General features: G+C 64.1%; 16 protein-coding genes. 12 read left to right on the plus strand and 4 right to left on the minus strand.

The genetic code is table 11. The annotated features are described in order from the left end of the window. The first annotated feature begins 18 nt into the window (after positions 1-18). From copC to KFK14_RS09895, 12 genes are all read left to right on the plus strand, one after another. Entirely contained in the window at positions 19-402 is a 384-nt protein-coding gene (gene copC, locus KFK14_RS09840; RefSeq protein WP_066764497.1) for a copper homeostasis periplasmic binding protein CopC, read from the plus strand. Then, positions 339-1,340: a copper homeostasis membrane protein CopD gene (copD, locus tag KFK14_RS09845; RefSeq protein ID WP_212610683.1), complete on the plus strand. Its 1,002-nt coding sequence runs from the start codon at positions 339-341 to the stop codon at positions 1,338-1,340. The genes copC and copD overlap by 64 nt, the downstream gene beginning before the upstream one ends. 63 nt (positions 1,341-1,403) lie before the next feature. Continuing rightward, a complete protein-coding gene (locus KFK14_RS09850) occupies positions 1,404-3,749 on the plus strand; it encodes a heavy metal translocating P-type ATPase (protein WP_212610684.1) in 2,346 nt (781 codons plus the stop codon). Beyond that, entirely contained in the window at positions 3,746-3,949 is a 204-nt protein-coding gene (locus tag KFK14_RS09855; RefSeq protein WP_197421607.1) for a DUF2933 domain-containing protein, read from the plus strand. Before KFK14_RS09850 ends, KFK14_RS09855 begins: the two co-directional genes overlap by 4 nt. After that, positions 3,946-4,392 (plus strand): Cu(I)-responsive transcriptional regulator, encoded by a 447-nt coding sequence (gene cueR, locus KFK14_RS09860; RefSeq protein WP_066768189.1) that lies wholly within the window; start codon positions 3,946-3,948, stop codon positions 4,390-4,392. Before KFK14_RS09855 ends, cueR begins: the two co-directional genes overlap by 4 nt. Continuing rightward, positions 4,389-4,760 carry a hypothetical protein gene (locus tag KFK14_RS09865; RefSeq protein ID WP_231736718.1) on the plus strand — a complete coding sequence of 124 codons (372 nt, stop codon included), beginning with the start codon at positions 4,389-4,391 and terminating at the stop codon, positions 4,758-4,760. Before cueR ends, KFK14_RS09865 begins: the two co-directional genes overlap by 4 nt. Before the next feature lie 72 nt (positions 4,761-4,832). After that, the gene (locus KFK14_RS09870; protein WP_066768191.1) at positions 4,833-5,099 is read left to right on the plus strand and encodes a hypothetical protein; all 267 of its coding nucleotides are present in this window, start codon (positions 4,833-4,835) and stop codon (positions 5,097-5,099) included. 139 nt (positions 5,100-5,238) lie between these two features. After that, positions 5,239-6,468 (plus strand): TolC family protein, encoded by a 1,230-nt coding sequence (locus KFK14_RS09875; RefSeq protein WP_066768193.1) that lies wholly within the window; start codon positions 5,239-5,241, stop codon positions 6,466-6,468. Beyond that, positions 6,465-7,700 (plus strand): efflux RND transporter periplasmic adaptor subunit, encoded by a 1,236-nt coding sequence (locus tag KFK14_RS09880; RefSeq protein ID WP_066768194.1) that lies wholly within the window; start codon positions 6,465-6,467, stop codon positions 7,698-7,700. Before KFK14_RS09875 ends, KFK14_RS09880 begins: the two co-directional genes overlap by 4 nt. Further along, a complete protein-coding gene (locus KFK14_RS09885) occupies positions 7,697-10,831 on the plus strand; it encodes an efflux RND transporter permease subunit (RefSeq protein ID WP_066768195.1) in 3,135 nt (1,044 codons plus the stop codon). Before KFK14_RS09880 ends, KFK14_RS09885 begins: the two co-directional genes overlap by 4 nt. Continuing rightward, positions 10,828-11,202, plus strand: coding sequence for a copper-binding protein (locus KFK14_RS09890; RefSeq protein WP_066768196.1), 375 nt, complete (start codon positions 10,828-10,830; stop codon positions 11,200-11,202). The genes KFK14_RS09885 and KFK14_RS09890 overlap by 4 nt, the downstream gene beginning before the upstream one ends. A 200-nt stretch (positions 11,203-11,402) precedes the next feature. After that, positions 11,403-11,819 (plus strand): hypothetical protein, encoded by a 417-nt coding sequence (locus KFK14_RS09895; protein ID WP_156448116.1) that lies wholly within the window; start codon positions 11,403-11,405, stop codon positions 11,817-11,819. Positions 11,820-11,825: 6 nt separating this feature from the next. Here the strand turns inward: KFK14_RS09895 and KFK14_RS09900 are convergent, their stop codons facing one another. From KFK14_RS09900 to KFK14_RS09915, 4 genes are read right to left on the minus strand one after another with little or no spacing between them, the layout of a single operon-like run. Further along, positions 11,826-15,566: a conjugal transfer protein TraG N-terminal domain-containing protein gene (locus KFK14_RS09900; protein WP_066768199.1), complete on the minus strand. Its 3,741-nt coding sequence runs from the start codon at positions 15,564-15,566 to the stop codon at positions 11,826-11,828. 26 nt (positions 15,567-15,592) lie between these two features. Then, on the minus strand, positions 15,593-17,014 hold the full coding sequence (locus KFK14_RS09905; RefSeq protein ID WP_066768200.1) for a conjugal transfer protein TraH: 1,422 nt from the start codon (positions 17,012-17,014) through the stop codon (positions 15,593-15,595). 52 nt (positions 17,015-17,066) lie between these two features. Continuing rightward, positions 17,067-17,663 carry a hypothetical protein gene (locus tag KFK14_RS09910; RefSeq protein ID WP_066768202.1) on the minus strand — a complete coding sequence of 199 codons (597 nt, stop codon included), beginning with the start codon at positions 17,661-17,663 and terminating at the stop codon, positions 17,067-17,069. Next, positions 17,663-18,550, minus strand: coding sequence for a conjugal transfer protein TraF (locus KFK14_RS09915; protein WP_066768233.1), 888 nt, complete (start codon positions 18,548-18,550; stop codon positions 17,663-17,665). The genes KFK14_RS09910 and KFK14_RS09915 overlap by 1 nt, the downstream gene beginning before the upstream one ends. Positions 18,551-18,571: the final 21 nt, after the last annotated feature.

Raw genomic sequence — 18,571 nt, forward strand, 5'->3', positions numbered from 1 at the left:
AGCCCAAGGAGATTGTAGATGCGCCTGCCAAGTCTTGCCCTCGCCGCCGCGGCACTGGGGCTTGCTGCCCCGCAGATCGCTGCCGCTCATACCCAACTCGTTTCATCGAGCCCCGCCGCCAATGCCACAGTCGCCGCTCCGACCAGGATCGAACTTCGCTTCAACGAAGCCGTCATCGGCGCCACAGCACGCGCCGAGATCGCGATGACCGGCATGCCAGGCATGGCCAGCCACGCGCCGATGCCAATCACCGGCTTCACCGCGCAAATGGGCAAGGACCGCAAGTCGATGACACTGCAGCTACGACGCGGGCTCACAGTCGGCACCTACCGCGTGACGTGGGCGGCAGCGGGCGCGGACACGCACCGCATGAGTGGCAACTTCACCTTCACCGTGCGCTAGCCATCATGGAAAACCTGCCCGTCATCGTCATCCGGTTCGCGCTTTATGCCGTCCTGATGGTGCTGGCGGGCCTGACTGCCTTCACGCTCTACGCCTTGAACCGCAAAGGGCGCAGCCTCGGCTTGCTGCCCTTGGCACGTCCCGCACTCGCTCTAACTCTTGCAGGTCTTGTTCTGACCGGACTTGGAATGCTTGCACTTGTCGCATCAATGACGGGTTCGAGCCTCCTGTCCGTCGATCGCGAAACGATGCGTGAGATCGTCAGCGGGACCGCAATCGGCACGGCATGGATCGTCCGGATGACAGCGATGATGGCTGCCGTGGCCGCAGCAATTGCGCTTCGCCGCTGGCCAACGGCCGCACACTTTGTCTTGCTGGCTACAACTGCGGTTGCCATCGCCACTCTCGTCTGGACCGGGCATGCCGGTGCAACCGAAGGCTGGATCGGGACGGTCCATCGCCTCAGTGACATCGTCCATATGCTCGCGGCTTCGGCCTGGATTGGCGGAATCGCTGCCTTCGCGTGGATGCTGTTTCGGCCCGAAACGGCCCGATCGAATATGCATCTGACCGTAGTGCACCGCGCGCTCGATCGATTTTCGCGGGTTGGCGCGCTCGTCGTCGGCCTGATCTTGGCCACCGGGATCATCAATTGCCTCGCAGTTGTGGGCTTCCCGCATTTCACGGGGTTGCCCCTTACCCCTTATGGCAAGCTGCTGATCATCAAACTGCTGCTGTTTACCGCAATGCTGGCGCTGGCCGCGCTCAATCGCTGGCGGTTGACCCCTGCGCTCGGTGCCACGATCGGCAATGGTGATCCTGCGCCGACGCTCAGCGGTCTCAAACGAAGTCTGCTGGCAGAGGGCACGGCAGTAGTGACGATCCTCGCATTGGTCGCATGGCTTGGCACTCTCGACCCGCTCGAAGCGGCAAGTTGAAAGGGTCTTGACCCTGACATGATGTCAGGGTCGATTAAGCTCGCGACTGAAGGAGCACAATCTATGGCCGAGTCGCATCATAATCACAGCTGCTGCGCCCATTCCGGGCCTGCGACACCGGGAATGGCAATCGATCCTGTCTGCGGGATGAGCGTCGATCCGGCGATTACCGAGCATGTCACGGTCCACGACGGCACGCATCACTACTTCTGCAGCGCCGGTTGCCTGGCCATGTTCAATGCCGATCCGGCTCGATATTTGAGCGATGCGCCTCGCCGAGCCAAGCTTGCACCTGAAGGCGCGATCTGGACCTGCCCGATGCATCCCGAGATCCAGCGGCCGGGTCCGGGCAGTTGTCCGATCTGCGGCATGGCGCTGGAGCCGATGACCCCCACGCTCGGCGAAGGTCCGTCTGCCGAATTTGCCGACATGAAGCAGCGCTTCGTCATCGGCCTCATTTTGACGCTGCCCGTTGTGGTGCTTGAAATGGGCGGTCATCTGTTGGGGCTCGACCGATTTATCGACCCTCGGTTGTCGAACTGGCTGCAAATGGCGCTGGCGACGCCTGTGGTTCTCTGGGCCGGCTGGCCATTCTTCGAGCGTGGCTGGGCCTCGTTAAAAAGCCGTCATCTCAATATGTTCACTCTCATCGCCATGGGGACCGGCGTTGCCTGGGCCTACAGCATGGTGGCCGCACTATCGCCCGGCGTCTTCCCGAAGGCGTTTCAGACCGCACATGGCGCTGTCCCAACCTATTTCGAGGCTGCAGCGGTGATTACCGTGCTGGTGCTGCTCGGCCAATTGCTCGAACTGCGCGCACGCGAAACCACCAGCGGCGCGATCCGCGTTCTGCTCGACCTCTCGCCCAAGCTCGCCCGCCGCGTTCGTTCCGACGGATCCGACGAGGAAATCGCTCTCGACCAGGTGCTGGTTGGCGATACCCTGCGCGTCCGTCCCGGCGAGAAGGTGCCGGTCGATGGCCAAGTTCTCGATGGGCGCGGCACGGTCGATGAATCGATGGTGACCGGCGAGTCCATGCCGGTGACCAAAGAGGCGGGCGCGAAGCTGATCGGCGGAACCATCAACCAGACCGGCGGGCTTGTGATGCGCGCCGAGAAGATCGGGCGCGACACCATGCTGGCGCGCATCGTCCAGATGGTCGCCGATGCGCAGCGCAGCCGCGCGCCGATCCAGCGCCTTGCCGACACGGTTTCGGGATGGTTCGTGCCGACGGTGATCGCGGTCGCGGCGATCGCCTTTGTTGCCTGGTCGCTGGTCGGCCCGTCCCCGGCGATGGGTTATGGCCTGATCGCGGCGGTCGCGGTGCTGATCATCGCCTGCCCCTGTGCGCTGGGCCTCGCCACGCCAATGTCGATCATGGTCGGGGTCGGGCGCGGCGCGCAAGCCGGTATCCTCATCAAGAACGCCGAAAGCCTGGAGCGTATGGAAAAAGTCGACACACTCGTCGTCGACAAGACCGGGACACTCACCGAAGGCAAACCCGCCGTGGTAGCTGTGGAGACCGCCGAAGGGTTCGACGTGAACGAGGTCCTGCGCCTCGCCGCCAGCCTTGAACGCAGCAGCGAACACCCCCTAGCCGTGGCTGTGGTCAAGGCTGCCGAGACAAGGGGCCTCACGATCAGCGAACCCGGCGAAGTCGACCAGCCGGTTGGCAAGGGGATCACCGGGCTGGTGGACGGACACAGGCTTGTCGCGGGCAACGCCCGCTTCCTCGACGAACAGGGCATCGAGGTCGCGGCATTGGCGGAGCGGGCGGATCGGCTGCGCGCAGAGGGCGCGACCGCGATATTCCTCGGTGTCGATGGCAGGGTGGCCGGCGCCATCGGCATCGCCGATCCGGTGAAGGCGACCACGCCCGCCGCGCTCATGACGCTTGGAGAAGCGGGCATCCACGTCATCATGCTGACCGGCGACAATCGCGTCACGGCGGAAGCTATCGCACGGCGGTTGGGCATTACCGACATCGAGGCCGACGTTCTGCCCGACCAGAAGAGCGAGATCGTCAAGCACCTGAGGCAACAGGGCCGTATCGTCGCCATGGCCGGCGACGGCGTGAACGATGCCCCCGCGCTCGCCGCCGCCGATGTCGGCATCGCCATGGGTTCGGGCACCGATGTCGCGATCGAGAGTGCGGGCGTCACGCTGCTCAAGGGCGATCTGACCGGTATCGCCCGCGCCCGCAACCTGAGCCACGCGACCATGGCCAACATCCGGCAGAACTTGTTTTTCGCCTTTGCCTATAATGTCGCTGGCATCCCGCTCGCGGCGGGTGCGCTCTACCCTCTGTTCGGGCTCATGCTTTCGCCCATTTTCGCGGCGGCGGCGATGGCGCTGTCCTCGGTCAGCGTAATCGGCAATGCCCTGCGCCTGAGGAGGATCGAGCTGTGAATCTGACCAACAAGCGGGCCTGGTTACTGGCGGCAGTCTCGGCCGCTCTCATCGCAGCCTATCTGTTCTACCCGGAACACAGGCAACACCTGTTCGGCCTGCTCCCCTACGCTTTCCTGTTCGCCTGTCCGTTGCTGCACTTCTTCCATGGCGGGCATCATCATGGCCATCACGCACCCCCCGGCGAGCAACGTCCATGAACAGCGGGCAGCTCTCGAAAGTGACGGGCGTGTCGCAGCGGATGATCCGCCACTACGAGGCTATTGGCCTGATGCCGCCGCCAAACCGGCGCGACAACGGCTATCGGGATTATTCCCCGCGTTCGGTCGAGCGCCTGCGCTTTATTGCCAATGCCCGCGATCTCGGATTTTCGGTAAATGAAATAGCAGCGCTACTAGGCCTGTGGGATGACCGCGAAAGAGCTAGCGGCGAAGTCAAGGCGATCGCGCTCGGGCACGCCGAGGATCTCGCGCGCAAGGCGGAGGCGCTAGAAGCGATGCGGCTCACACTGCTGGAACTGGCCGAAGGGTGTAACGGGGATTCAAGGCCGGATTGCCCGATCCTTGCGGGCCTTGCCGAAACGCGGCAACGTCCCGCGCGGGAATTGACAAGGGCCAGGCACAAGCCGAAAGAAATATTGTGAAACGTCGCTTTTCCCTGTTGATGCTTCTGGGTGCACTGCTTGGCCTCTTGGGACAGGAAGTAGCGTTTGCGCACGTCATGCCAGTCGATGGGGCTGTGCAATTGGTTGCTGCCGCGCAGATGAGCCCGGAATGCGCGGAAATGATGGGTCTCGCGAAACAGAAACCGCAGTCCGGAAAGCCTTGCGAGGGCATGACGCCCGACTGTATCGCCAAGATGGGCTGCGCGGTTCCACTCGCGCTTTTACCGCCCATCGCATCCGATGCTGCACGGGAATACCGTGCCGAGATCCCGCGACTCACCCTTGCAGCGCCTCTGATCGGCCGCAATGTCGGCCCGGAACCCGAGCCACCCGCACGCCTTGGCTGAACTCTAGCGGCGCGCCCGCGAACCTTCGTGTTCGCAGCGTGCCTCCACACCAGTTCAACCAAGGAATTTCACATGAAGACGATTATCGCGCTCGCCGCATTTGCGGCAGCCCTCGCTACCGCATCCGTTGCCTCCGCCCATGATAACGCGGGCGGCCATTGGGAATGGAAGTCCCAGCCTTCGTTCGGACCGAAGTCGACTGGGCCCTCGCGCATCCGCGTCTGGGTCAAGGACAGAGAGACGAGCATGGCCAATTGCGATTGCGCCATGATGAAGGCGGATGCTGCCGGCTGCATGATGGACATGCGCGGCAAGACCGCAAAGCCATCGGCCGGCTAAGGCGATTGCCTGGCCGATACCGATAAACAGAAGCGAGCCAGGCGCGTGGCGCCGGCGGAGTTTGCCCCTCTTCGCCGGCGCCCCGTTTGTCCGGGCTTCCTCGCGCATCGGTCTTGGCTCTGCCGATCAGGAGATCCCCATGCGAATAATTGTTCTGGCGCCGCTTCTCGCGGTGATCCCGGGCGCTGCGTTGGCCGAACCGCTGACCTTCGATGTCGCGCTCCAGCGAGCCGCCCGCGAGGCACCGTCGCTGCAAGCAAGCGCGACCGGGGTCGAGGCCACGCGTTCGGCCGCGATTGCCGCCGGCCGCCTGCCCGATCCCACGCTTGATCTCGGTGTTCAGGGATTTCCGGTTTCCGGCCCCAACGCCGGGAGCTTCAACCGCGACGATTTCACCATGACGACCGTCGGTCTCAGCCAGCAGTTTCCCAATCCTGCCAAGCGCCGCGCCCAGCGGTCCCGCGCGCAGGCGGAGATCGGCATTGCCGAGGCAGGGGTTGCGGTCGAGACACAGAATGTCCGTCTCGAGACCGCGCTCGCTTGGGTCGATCTCTTCTATGCCAGACGCCGGCTCGCACAGTTACAGCTACTCGACGCAAGCCTTGGCGACCTGCAGGAAACGGTTTCCGCGAGGCTGGCGTCGGGCTCGGCGCGGCCCAGTGCTGCGCTCGAACCCGATCAGCTGCGCGCGGCAGTGGGCGATCGTCGCAGCGAACTTTCCGCCGAAGTCACGAAGGCGCAGGCAAGACTGGCGCGTTTTACCGGGGATCTCCAAGCCGACGCCTTGGGCGATCCGCCCGTGCTTGAAGTGGATCGTGCCGGGCTGGCGGCGGGGCTGGCATCGCTGCCGCGTTTGCAGGCCCTCGATGCCGAGACGAAGGCGGCTGAGGCGGACACCGAACTTGCACGCGCCGACAAGCATCCCGACTGGCGGGTCAGCACGTCCTATGGTCGCCGGGACCCCGCGTTTGGCGATCTGGTGTCGGTCGGTGTCAGCATCGATCTGCCGCTCTTTGCCAAACGCCGCCAGGATCCGAAAATCGCCGCGCGAGCGAGCGAAGCTGAACGGGCGCGGCTGATGCGCACCGCCGGGGAACGCGAACTCTCGGCCGCGCTCGATGGCGATCTTGCCGACCATGACATGCATCATCAGCGGCTTATGAACGCACGCAATACGCTGGTGCCGCTCGCCAAGCGCCGAGCCGAGCTGGACATGGCGAGCTATGCTGCCGGCAAGCTCGACCTCGGTAGCGCGCTGCTCTCGACGCTCGCGCTCGCCGAAGCCGAGGTCGATGCGCTGGCGCGCGAGTCGGATGTCATGCGCGACGCGATTCGGATCAATTTTACTTACGGGGAGATGCGGCCATGAGCATGGACGCGAAGAACGCGGCGCGCTGGGGCGCCGGAGTATTGGCTGTCGCATTGGTTGCAGGTGGCAGCGGCTATTGGCTCGGCCAGCGTGGTGGACCTGCCGACGAAGCCGGATCGGCTCAAGCAGAGCGCAGGGTCCTTTACTGGTACGACCCGATGGTGCCGCAGGAGCGTTACGACAATCCCAATTCGCTTTCGTCGATGGGAATGAAGACCATCCCCAAATATGCCGATGGAGCGCCTGCCGCGAACGCTGTGCCGGGGGTCAGCATCGATCCCGCCGCGCGGCAGAATCTGGGGCTGCGCATCGCCGCAGCGGAGATGGGAAGCTTGCCTTCCTCGCTCGCTGTCACCGGCACGATCGACTTCAACCAGCGCAACGTGGCAATCGTTCAGGCGCGCTCGGGAGGGTTCGTAACACGTGTCTATGATCGCGCGCCGGGCGATGTGATCGGCGCAGGCGCGCCGATTGCCGACGTGCAACTGCCCGAATGGGGCGGCGCGCAAGGTGAATTCCTCGCGGTCAGACGGCTCGGCAAGCCCGAACTGACAGCAGCGGCGCGTCAGCGGTTGCGGCTAATGGGTATGTCGGAAAGGCTGATCGCTGAGGTCGAACGGACGGGCCGGACCAACGGCGCGGTGACGATCACCTCACCGATCGCAGGCGCGATCCAGACGCTCGACGCCCGCGCGGGCGTAACACTGGCGCAGGGCCAGACGCTTGCGCAGGTGACGGGTATCGGTACGGTCTGGCTCAACGCCGCCGTGCCCGAGGCGCAGGCTGGTACCGTTCGCATCGGGCAGAGCACCAATGCGACGCTAGCGGCCTTTCCTGGCGAGCCTTTCACGGGCAGAGTTATTGCGATCCTGCCAACGACACGGGCGGAAAGCCGCACGCTGACCGTGCGGATTGAACTTACCAATCGTGGCGGACGCCTCAGGCCCGGTATGTTCGCCAGCGTCGCACTGGGCGGCGATCAAAAGCAGGCGCTGCTGGTGCCGAGCGAAGCGGTGATCCGCACCGGTGCGCGAACCCTCGTCATGCTCGCGCTTGAAGGAGGCCGCTACCGCCCGGCCGAGATCCGCACTGGCCGCGAGGGTGGCGGCAGGACCGAAATTCTCGACGGGCTGGCCGCGGGCGAGAAGATCGTGGCGTCGGGCCAGTTTCTGCTCGATTCCGAAGCTAGCCTCACCGGAATGACCGCTCGCCCAATCGGAGGCGGTAAGTGATCGCCGCGATCATCCGCGCTTCGGTCAGGGGGCGCAATCTCGTCCTCGCCGCCGCGCTGGTGCTCACCGCGATCGGTGTGGCGGCGGTGCGCACTACGCCGGTCGATGCGCTGCCCGATCTCTCGGACGTTCAGGTCATCATCCGCACGACCTGGCCGGGACAGGCGCCGCAGATCGTCGAGAACCAGGTCACCTATCCGATCACCTCGACCATGCTCTCGGTGCCGGGCGCGCGGGTGGTGCGCGGCTATTCTTTCGCCGGCGACAGCTTCGTCTATGTCCTGTTCGACGACGGCACCGATCTCTACTGGGCGCGCAGCCGGGTGCTCGAATACCTCAGCCAGGTACAGAGCCGTTTGCCCGAAGGAGCCAAGGCATCGCTCGGCCCCGATGCAACTGGCGTTGGCTGGATCTACGAATATGCGCTGGTGGACAAAACGGGAGGGCACGATCTCGCCCAATTGCGCTCGATCCAGGACTGGTTCCTGCGCTTCGAGCTCAAGACCGTTCCAGGTGTCGCCGAGGTCGCCAGCATCGGCGGCATGGTCAAGCAGTATCAGGTGGTCGTCGATCCGCAGAAGCTCGCGGCCTATGGCGTCACTGCCAGTGAAGTCGGCGAAGCCCTGAAGCGCGCCAATCAGGAGGTCGGTGGTGCGAGCGTCGAGATGGCCGGCGCCGATTATACTGTGCGCGCCAACGGCTATCTCAAGACCCTCGACGACTTCCGCGCCGTGCCGCTGCGTACCGCGGCGGGCGGCATTCCCGTGACGCTGGGCGACGTCGCGACGGTGCAGGTCGGCCCGGAGATGCGCCGCGGCATCGCCGAACTCAATGGCGAGGGCGAAGTCGCGGGCGGCGTCATCGTCATGCGTCAGGGTCAGAACGCGCGGGCGGTGATCGACGGCGTCAGAGCTAAGCTCGAGGAACTCAAGAAGAGCCTGCCACCGGGTGTCGAGATCGTCACCACCTATGACCGCTCTGGCCTGATCGACCGCGCGATCGAGAACCTCACCGGCAAGCTGTTCGAGGAATTCATCATCGTTGCCCTGGTCTGCGCGCTGTTCCTATGGCACGCGCGCTCGGCGTTGGTGGCGATCCTGACACTGCCGCTGGGAATTTTGATCGCCTTCATTGTCATGCGCCTGCAGGGGCTCAACGCGAACATCCTGTCATTGGGTGGCATCGCCATTGCCATCGGCGCGATGGTCGATGCGGCGGTTGTGATGATCGAGAATGCCCACAAGCATCTCGAACGCTGGCATCAGGCCAACCCCGCCAGCGAGCCGGACAAGTCGACGCGCTGGTTGATCGTCACCCTCGCCGCCGAGGAAGTCGGCCCGGCGCTATTCCTCAGTCTGCTGATCATCACCTTCTCGTTCCTGCCAATCTTCACGCTGCAGGGGCAGGAAGGTCGCCTATTCGCGCCCCTCGCCTTCACCAAGACTTATGCGATGGCCGCGGCAGCATTCCTCTCGATCACGCTGATTCCAGTGCTGATGGGGCTGTTGATCCGGGGACGCATCCCGAGCGAGGAAGCGAATCCGATCAACCGCTGGTTGGCGCGTATCTATCGTCCGGCGATCGACTGGGTGCTGAAGCGCCCGAAGCAGACACTGCTGATCGCCGTGCTGATCTTCGCCACCACTCTTTGGCCGATGACCAGGATCGGTGGCGAGTTCCTGCCACAGATGAACGAGGGCGACCTGCTCTACATGCCCTCGGCGCTGCCAGGCCTTTCGCCGGCGGAAGCCGGCCGGCTGCTCCAGCAGACCGACCGAATGATCAAGACCGTGCCCGAGGTCGAAAGTGTATTCGGCAAGGCCGGCCGCGCCGATAGCGCGACCGATCCGGCGCCGCTCGAGATGTTCGAGACGACGATCCGGTTCAAACCCCGCGAACAGTGGCGCCCCGGCATGACGCCCGAAAAGCTGGTCGATGAGCTGGACGCGCGGGTCAAGGTGCCCGGCCTCGCCAATTTCTGGATCCCGCCGATCCGCAACCGTATCGACATGCTCGCAACCGGCATCAAGAGCCCGGTCGGTATCAAGGTAGCCGGCTCCAACCTCTCTGAGATCGACCGCACCGCAAAGCAGATCGAGCAGGTGGTGAAAGCTGTGCCCGGTGTTGCCTCGGCGCTGGCCGAGCGGTTGACTGGCGGACGTTACATCGATGTCGATGTCAACCGCGCCACGGCAGGCCGCTACGGCCTCAATGTAGCGGACGTCCAAGCGGTGGTCTCGGGCGCGATCGGCGGCGAGAGCATCGGCCAGACCGTCGAAGGCCTAGCGCGCTACCCGATCCAAGTCCGTTACCCCCGCGAAATCCGCGATAGCCCGGACAAACTTGCAGCGCTGCCGGTGCTAACGCCCGCGGGTCAGCAGATCACGCTCGGAACCGTAGCCTCGATCCGGGTAAGCGACGGTCCGCCGATGCTGCGAAGCGAAAACGGCAGACCGGTCACCTGGATCTATGTCGATGGGCGCGACCGCGATATGCAGACGCTGGTCAGCGACATCCAGCAGGCTATCGTGCGCGATGTCAAACTCCCGCCGGGCGTCAGCGTTTCGTACACCGGTCAGTACGAGTTTTTCGTCCGCGCCAAGGAGCGGATGAAGCTCGTTATCCCGGTGACGCTCGCGATCATCTTCGTACTGCTGTACTTGACCTTCCGCCGCTGGGACGAAGCGCTGTTGATCATGGGCACCTTGCCTTTCGCGCTGACCGGCGGACTGTGGCTGCTCTACTTGCTCGGCTACAATCAGTCGGTGGCGAGTGCGGTTGGGTTCATCGCGCTTGCCGGCGTCGCTGCCGAGTTCGGCGTGGTGATGCTGATCTATCTGAAGCAGGCTCTGGAAGCACGGGAGGATTGCGATGTTGCCGCCGCTGTGCGCGAGGGCGCGCTACTGCGCGTGCGGCCCAAGGCGATGACCGTCGCGGTGATTCTCGCTGGCCTGTTCCCGGTCCTGGTGGGTGGCGGCACCGGGTCGGAAGTCATGAGCCGGATTGCCGCGCCGATGGTCGGCGGAATGCTCACCGCACCGCTCTTGTCGATGCTAATCATTCCCGCCGCCTATCTGCTGATGCGCCGCAAATCCCAACGCCAAGTTCAACCCGAAGGAGAAGTGAAGTGAAGAAATCCCTGATTATCGTGTCCAGCCTCGTGCTGGTGGCCTCGCTCGCCGCCTGCAAGAAGGAAGCCGAAGCACCGAAACCCGCTGAGATTGTTGCCACCAATACTGGCAGCATGTCCGAGATGCCGATGGCGACGGAAATGAAGCACGGCAGGGGTGTCGGGACTGTGACCCAGATCGATGCGGCCAAGGGCGTGGTGACGCTCGATCACGGTGCAATCGCCGAGCTTCAATGGCCCGCCATGAAGATGGGTTTCGCCATCAAGCCGGACCTGCTCACGGGAATCAACGTTGGCGACAAGGTCGCGTTCGAGATCGACTGGGACGGCAAGGCCGGGACGGTGACGAAGATCACGAAAGCAGCGAAATAGAGACCATGCGTTGGACGCTGTGGGGGAGGTCAGTGTCCGACTTCCCGCACTAATGGAGAAGGAGGGCAGGGGATCAAAGGCGATGAGATGAAAACAGATGGAGGTTGGACATGGACCATCAAATCCCAGCCCAAATGTCGAATCGCCGATTCCCCGGGCCCCTTGGATATGCTACTTTCGCGATCGGAAAGGAGCTGATCGTGGAACCCACAGTCGACCCAGTAGATGCCATGTCTGAAGCGGCTGCGCATGCGAATGAACGTCCGCGCGCATCCGATTGGTTGTGGCGCCCGATGTTCGCGAAGCTCTGGTGGATCGCGATCCCGGTCTACTGGATGGGCATGGCGGCATCGCTCAAAATTCCGGTGCTCGCAGAATTCTACACCAGTGCCTTGGCTGGTTTCCTCAACGTCGCATTCTTTCCGCCGCTGGCATTGATGGTGCTCGGCCTCGGCTTTGCGCGCGCATGGTTCGAGTGGAGCGACTGGGAGTTCGTCGAGCCGACGCACGAGCAAATGTTTCCGAAGCGCTCGGTAGGCGGCATGCGCGATCCTGCCTCCGATCCGCTCGATCCCCGTTCAGGCTTGCATTGGCAGCATTTTCATCGGCACCGCTAACGGCGATCACTTGTCGCGGCGTTCCTTGAAGCTCGGATCACCATCCTGAGGGCCATGTTCGAGGTCGGTTGAAAAAGTCCCGCTCCGCAGGACGGACGACTGTTCGATCGAGGTGAGTGGCCCAGTGACGTCGGCGGTCCCGCGGCCCGAATCTGCCTGCTCGAGGTAGCGGTTGCGCAGTCCATTCGGACCAAGCACCTGCTTGCTCAGCTCTTGCGAAAAGGCGCTCGCCGGAGTGTCCGACCGAGCGGCCGCGCGCTCGGCTGCAGCAATAGCCCCACGCACGTCATAGTTCACGATATCAACGCTGGCACTGGCAGATTCCGTGGTGATCCCACGGTCTGTGCTCTGGAAGCCGAGGTTTCCGGAAGCGCCACCAGCAACAGAGCTACCTGAAGGCTTGTGGCTATCGTTTCCGGTCTTGGCGGAACCGGTGCGACTGGCGGATGCGGATACCGAAAGACCTACATCAGTTCCCATCGACGTTTGATCCTGGGCCGATCTTTCGATATTCCGCGTCCATCCGGTCTGCGCCATTATCGCCTGGACATCGCGTTGCAGCGTGTCGGCCACCTGTGGCTTGAGCCGCCATTGGCCCTGCCGATCCATCTCGAACCCACCCTGGAGCCAGTTGGCCATGGCGGCCTGACCTTCCGCGCCGCCGCCCAGGAAGTGCTCGACCGTGTCAGGCCCAGCCTGTTTACCAGCCTCGAACCGCGTACTGGTATCGTTTCGCGCAGAACGCTGCGAACTGGTGCTGCTCGATACCAGCATATCATTGTGTGCGAAGCTTAGCCGCGCAGAGCCGCCATTGGCGACAGCGCCGAGCTGGCTTTCGTTGATGAGGCCCCCACGCCACATCTGCGCGGCGGTTTCGGGGGTAAGGTTGAGGTTAAAGTCGCCGTTCTGGTCCATCGCAATCTGACGCTTGCTGAGATTGATGCCATGGTCGCCGAGCAGCTTTTGCATGCGCGTCAGGCGTTCATTCTCGACGATCCGCGTCAGGCGCTCATTGCGGGCGCGGTCGGCGATCCCGCCGGCACCGCCCTCGGCCATATCGACCTGGTTGCCGGTGGTGCGGCTGAGCGCCTGGATGAAGCTGTCGAGCCGCGCGGCCTCGCGGGTCGAGACCCCAGCCGCGGCTGCACCCTCGGCAAAACCGAAGTTCTCACTCTGGCGGCGTTGCTCGCCGATGCGGGCTGCACTGCGCGTGCCGCTCGTGCCCACTTCGCGCTGGGCATCGAGCTTGCCCGAGCGTTCGGCGAAGTCATAGCCTGCAGCCTCGCGCGTCCGTCCATAGACACTGGTGCCTTCGCGCCCGGCTTCGGCGGTTGCGCCATCGGCGGTGCCGAGCTGGGTTGCCGCGTTGTAGGTTTCGAGGGCGTGCATGACCTGTGCCTCATTACGGCCGGTTGCACGGGAGAGCTGGCTGATGGCGGAAGATCGCGCCTCACCCGACAGTGCGTTGATGAAGGAGACCCGGCGACTGGTTTCGTCGAGTGATAGCCCAAGCATTCCGGCCGCGTTGCGCTGCCCCTGATTGCTGCCGGTGCGCCAGGCCTGCTCGGTCGCGACATTGCGGCGTTCGGTCTCGGCAACACGGTCGCCCGAATATTCGCGGCGACCCTCCATCGCGCCGACCTGAACCTGCGCGCCGGTCAGATCATTGCGCAGCATTGCCTCCTGATCGTAGCTGTTGGCGATGAGCTTGGCGAACGTCGGGTCGGCGCCCGCTTCGCCGATTACGCCCGAAGCTTTCAGCTCGGCATCCTTGGGAGAATAACCACTCCGCTCAAAATGTCGTGCCGCGCCCTGGAGCATCATCGAGTATGCGCGCTCATCCCCGAACGCCTTCCACTGCACCATGTTCTGCGCAAACGATGCGAAGGCCTTCTCTCCAGCTTGGCCTCCGCCAAAATAGCTGGTGCCAAGGCTGCGCAGTGCATCCTTCTCGGCAAAATTATGGATCGCCGAAGTCGTCGCATTAGCCCGCACCGCCCTTGCCGTCGCAGGATCATTGAGATTGCGGCCTGTGAGGGCAGGGGACAGTCCGCCGAGTTCGCGTTGCGCATCGAGGCCGCCCATGCCGAAGGCGGGGGTGCCGGGCACCCCGCCGCCATGCTCGCCCAGAACACCCGATGCCCCACCAAAGGTGCGATTGGCGCCGAATGATGACCTCTCGCCAAAATCTCCGAAGTTCGAGGTCGCGCCCCGCCGTGCCATTGTGCCCGCAGCCGAAGCCTGGGTTTCGAGCGCCGAGGCATAGCCTTCGCGTGTGGTGAGCGGCGCGGCGGCGGCGCTACCCAGACCTTGCGCCTGCAGCGCGCCGCCGGTGAAGCTCGAGAACACATTGCCCGAGAAGCGGAACACGGTGAAGACGAATGCGCCGGCAAGGCCGGCCGCCGCCGTGCGGAAGCTGCCGAAAATGGCGAGCGCCTTCATCGCCGAGGAAGGTGCGAGCATCCAGGCATTGGCGGCAACCGCGTTCGAGCGCATCTCAGCAAGGACTTCCATCGCGCGGCCCAATGTCAGCTGATAGATGCCCGCATCGATCACGCCCCACATCGCCACGAAGACGAAGAGGCCGAGCGCAAAACTGGCTACGCGCAGATTGATCGGGGTGAGAATGAACAGCAGCGCGATCGGTATCATGAACAGCATGATACCGAACACGGTCGCACGGATTGTCGGCATCCATTCATTGGCGACCGACATGGTCGCAAGCCCGTTCGAGACGATGGCGCGGTTGGCCATGACCCGCGCAGCCGTGGCGGGGCTGTCCTCGAACAGGACGTCGCCCACCGTATTGCCGAGCAAAATATCGGTCATGAACGCCTGCAGCGACAATGGCGTTCCCATCATCATCTGCCCCATGTCGCCAAGCCGCGATCGGCAGCGCGCGAGCTGGGACGCGTTGGCGACATCGTAGCCGGTGCGCTGGCAGACCTGGGTCGCGTAAGCGTCGAACAGTGTAGGATCGGAGAGCCGTGACTGGATGTGATCCCAGGCCTCGGTGCAGCTCACCGTCGTGCCGCCTTTGTCGGCGGCGGTATAGACGGTACTGAAGGTCGCGGGGCCCGCCATCGCGGCGAATGACGCGGGCAGGTCGGTCGCGGTGCGGAACAGCTGGTCGTCATCGACGCCGTAAGCAGGCGATACGCGCGCGACCGGATAGCATTGCCGGACATAGTCCTTGATCGTGGTGTCGAGGAAGCTGTCGGTCATTGGTCCGCGCGGAGAGACAGCATTGAGGAACAGATCGAAGCTGTGGCCGCCTGCGCCAAATTCCAGCTTGGCATTGGGATCGAGCGTGTTGTCGTCGATGACTTCGGCGAGCGAGCGTTCCATCAAGTTCGTGATGCCGGCGACAAGCACCAGCAGGTTCGGCACGTCACCGACCGGCTGATAGGCGTTACGTACGCGGTCATAGACGTGGACCGTTCCGGTCGTGGCGACAAGCCCGACGAACAGGCCAACGCCGACCAGGATCTGCAAACCGAACGCGACCAGCCCCATGCCCTGTCCGCGCACGCTGGCGATCACCGAGCCGAGCGCAATGCCGACCACCGCGATGATCATCACCAGCGTCTCGTAGCGCGGATCGGCGAAGATCATCGAGACGAGGCGAAAGGCATCGACCGTCTCGGCGAAACCGTCATAGGTATAGAAGCTGGTATCGACCGCCAGCGCCGGCGAGGCGGCGAGGCCGAACAACAGGGCGGCGAAGGCGCGAAGTGCGAGACGCATGGTATGATTTCCCGAGTTCGGCGATGTCAGCGGTTGGGGGCGGCAGCGGTGCCGCTGGCATCGCGCGCGTCGCGGTCGCGCTGGCGGATGAGCCCGGCATAGTTGGCCGAGAGATTGGCGGCATTGAGGGCCGCCATGTAGCTTTGGCGCATCTGCGCGCGCTGGCGGAGCACCTCCTCGCGCAGCTCTCGCAGCTGCTCGATGCCCTTGGTCAGGATGCGGGTCTGGCAGACATTGGTGTTGGCCGCATCCGCTGCCCCCGCCGCGCTCGCGCCGCGCTCGGCATTGCCGATGGCAAAGTCGATCGAGCGCGTCAGGTCGTTAAGCATCTGGTAGGCTAGTGTCAGTGCGACCAGTTCGTCGGTATCGGCGATGACCGAATCGGGCACGCCCTGACGCACGCCCCATTCGAGCATCCGGTAAACGGGTAGTGTGCGGACGTTGGCGACGAACTGGCGCTCGTCGGTGGACAGCGCCGTGCGGGTGCGGATCTTGGTCGTGATCGCCTGCATGCGGATACGTGCCAGTTCGAGCGCGCCCTTGCCAGTGTCGGTCGAACAGTCGGCGCCGGTTGCCGGGATATTGAGCGCGCGGCGCTGGACCTTGCCGGTCAGGAAATCGTCCGGGCTTTCGGTATCCTGGCGCGGGCAGGCGGGGATCGCCGAGAAGAGCGGCACCTTGTCGGTCGCGTCCCAGCGCATGTAGACGTCGCCGACCCGGGCTCGCATGACGCTCGCCCAGTCACCCGCGCCGACGCGGGTCGCGGCATGGGCGAGCAGCGAGCCGGTGCGGAAGATGTCGGTGACTTCCGCCGGACAATTGGCCAGCGCGTCCTTCAGATCCTCGGTCGGGTTGTTCTGGTTGGCCTGGATCTTCTCGCGGGATTGCTGGTAGCTCTTGGCGAAACCTTCCTTGACCGACTTGTAGCCGGTCATCTCCTCGATGATGCCCGACATGTTGTCATCGCCCTTGGCGATCTGGACCATGCGGTTGGCGAGGCGGCAGTCATTGACCTGGATCGAATTCAGGAAATTGGTGGCGGCTTCCATCTTCGAGATGATGTTGCCCATCTTCTCGTCGAGGGTTTCGAGGAGATACTGGAAGGCGACGGCGGGCGCGGCCTGGAGGATGCTTTCGAGTTTCTGGACGAGATAGTCGGGGTCGAGGAACGACATTCCGCCCAGGAACATGTCGATGCCGCCGCAGCCCGCCTTCACCTTGGGGAGACTGAGCGACATGAGGTAATCGTTATGGACATCGACCCGGCCCGACATGCCGCCGGCTGTCACATAGCCGCGGGTCTGATCCTCGAAGCTGCCGGGCGAGGTGTAGGTGACATTGTCGAACCAGCTCTCCGCCCAGCTCTGCGCATGGGCTGGAACGGTCGTCCCGCAGGCAGCGAGAAGGGCGAGGGCGGAGATGCTCAGGCGTGTGGCTGACTTGGCCATGGCGGGCTTCCTTGCATGTGTTGGGGTTGGGGGAGGAACTGGCCCGCCATGATCAGTTCCTTCGGGGGGTAGTTGCCGGACGCGGCGCGATGCCGACGATCCCGGTAAATTTGGACAGAGCGCGCACGCCAACGGCCGCGCGCACGCCGGTCAGCATTTTGCTTGCCAAATAGGCATTGCGCGCGAGGTTGGGCGCATGATCGGTACCGATCGCGATCGGTATAATTCGGTTCGGATCGCCCACCGGTCGAACCCAGGCGACTGGATGCCCGACCCATGGCAGGGCGAGCCGACCCGAGCGGATCATCGCCTCCTCGCTGCCGATGGTTCGCACCTTCCAGCCATATTGGCGACTCAGTGCGCCGAGCTTGTTCCACATATCCGCGCAAGGGACGCATCCCGGCGCCGTGCTGATCTCGATGAGGAAGGCAGGGGCCTGACCGCGCAGGGCGGCGGCAAAATCGGGCGGAAAGTCGCGGGTCACCGGCACGCGCGCCAGCCAGGCGTTCATATCGGCAACGCTCGCAACCGGATGAATAGCGGCCCGCATCGCCTCTTCTCGGGTTACCGGTCGCGCCAGAGCCGAGTCCGTGGGACCAGCAACGGCGCAAGCCAGTGCGACAAGTGCGAGATAGTCCGACCGGCGCATCATTTCGGCCCTGCGGGTAGATCGACGAGATCGCCGCCCAGCATTTCACGTGCCTGCGCGCGCGGATCGCTGGCCGAGACCGGGCCATTGGCGAGCGCATCGAAGAACCCGTCTTCTTCGCCCGCCCCGGTCATGAACTGCTCGGGACGGATATCGCCGGAGAGCAGCCGCACCGCCTGATAGGCCATCTGGGCGAGATTGGGGTAGGTCTCGACGCCGGCGGCGATCACCATGCGCTGCTGACTACCCCGTCGGATGAGCATGGTGGTCGGCGTGACTTCGACCCCGAAGCGTTGTCCCAGCTCCGGGCGCCGGTCGATGTCCATCAGCGTCACCTGCCAGCCCATCTCGTCCTGGAAACGCTGCACGATCGGCCACTGCACCCGGCAATAGCCGCAGGTCGAACGCGAAAACATCACCAGCGCGAATTCCTGGGCATGGGCGCGCAGATAGGAGCGGCGAACCTGGTCCTTGTAGGCGGTAAGCTCCGCGCGCGCGTCGCCGACCATCGGATTGGCGGATTTGGAATTGAGTTCGGGGTGCTGCAGCATCGCGATCTGGGTGACCCCGGCAAAGGCGCGCGCTTTCCTTCGGGCAAAATCCTGCAACCGCCAGAAGTCCGCCACCGCATCGACGGTGAGGACGGTGGCCGCATAGTCGCGCTGCTGCTCGATCAGCTTGCGAATTTTGGGCGGCGTCCAGCCCGCAAGTTCAGCCATCGGCGGGATCACAGGCCTCACCAGCGCATCGGGATCGGGCTGCTCCGGTTTGGTGGCCTTTGGCTGCGGCGCGTACCACCAATAGCCTTGCTTGATCGGCGCGGCGAACGGTGTACTCACCTGCGCGCTGACCGGCACCGGTATGGCCAGAGCCAGTGACAGGGCCATGGTGGCAGCGCGGGGATTGGC

Origin of the sequence: Sphingobium phenoxybenzoativorans (assembly GCF_018286635.1) — a bacterium.
In the GTDB taxonomy this organism is placed as follows: Bacteria; Pseudomonadota; Alphaproteobacteria; order Sphingomonadales; family Sphingomonadaceae; genus Sphingobium; species Sphingobium phenoxybenzoativorans.

What these genes read in the sequence shown, in the direction of transcription:
- copC (WP_066764497.1), top strand. Translation starts at nt 19, where the DNA reads ATGCGCCTGCCAAGTCTTGCCCTCGCCGCCGCGGCACTGGGGCTTGCT.
- KFK14_RS09850 (WP_212610684.1), top strand. Translation starts at nt 1,404, where the DNA reads ATGGCCGAGTCGCATCATAATCACAGCTGCTGCGCCCATTCCGGGCCT.
- cueR (WP_066768189.1), top strand. Translation starts at nt 3,946, where the DNA reads ATGAACAGCGGGCAGCTCTCGAAAGTGACGGGCGTGTCGCAGCGGATG.
- KFK14_RS09870 (WP_066768191.1), top strand. Translation starts at nt 4,833, where the DNA reads ATGAAGACGATTATCGCGCTCGCCGCATTTGCGGCAGCCCTCGCTACC.
- KFK14_RS09875 (WP_066768193.1), top strand. Translation starts at nt 5,239, where the DNA reads ATGCGAATAATTGTTCTGGCGCCGCTTCTCGCGGTGATCCCGGGCGCT.
- KFK14_RS09880 (WP_066768194.1), top strand. Translation starts at nt 6,465, where the DNA reads ATGAGCATGGACGCGAAGAACGCGGCGCGCTGGGGCGCCGGAGTATTG.
- KFK14_RS09900 (WP_066768199.1), bottom strand. Translation starts at nt 15,566, where the DNA reads ATGCGTCTCGCACTTCGCGCCTTCGCCGCCCTGTTGTTCGGCCTCGCC.
- KFK14_RS09905 (WP_066768200.1), bottom strand. Translation starts at nt 17,014, where the DNA reads ATGGCCAAGTCAGCCACACGCCTGAGCATCTCCGCCCTCGCCCTTCTC.
- KFK14_RS09910 (WP_066768202.1), bottom strand. Translation starts at nt 17,663, where the DNA reads ATGCGCCGGTCGGACTATCTCGCACTTGTCGCACTGGCTTGCGCCGTT.
- KFK14_RS09915 (WP_066768233.1), bottom strand. Translation starts at nt 18,550, where the DNA reads ATGGCCCTGTCACTGGCTCTGGCCATACCGGTGCCGGTCAGCGCGCAG.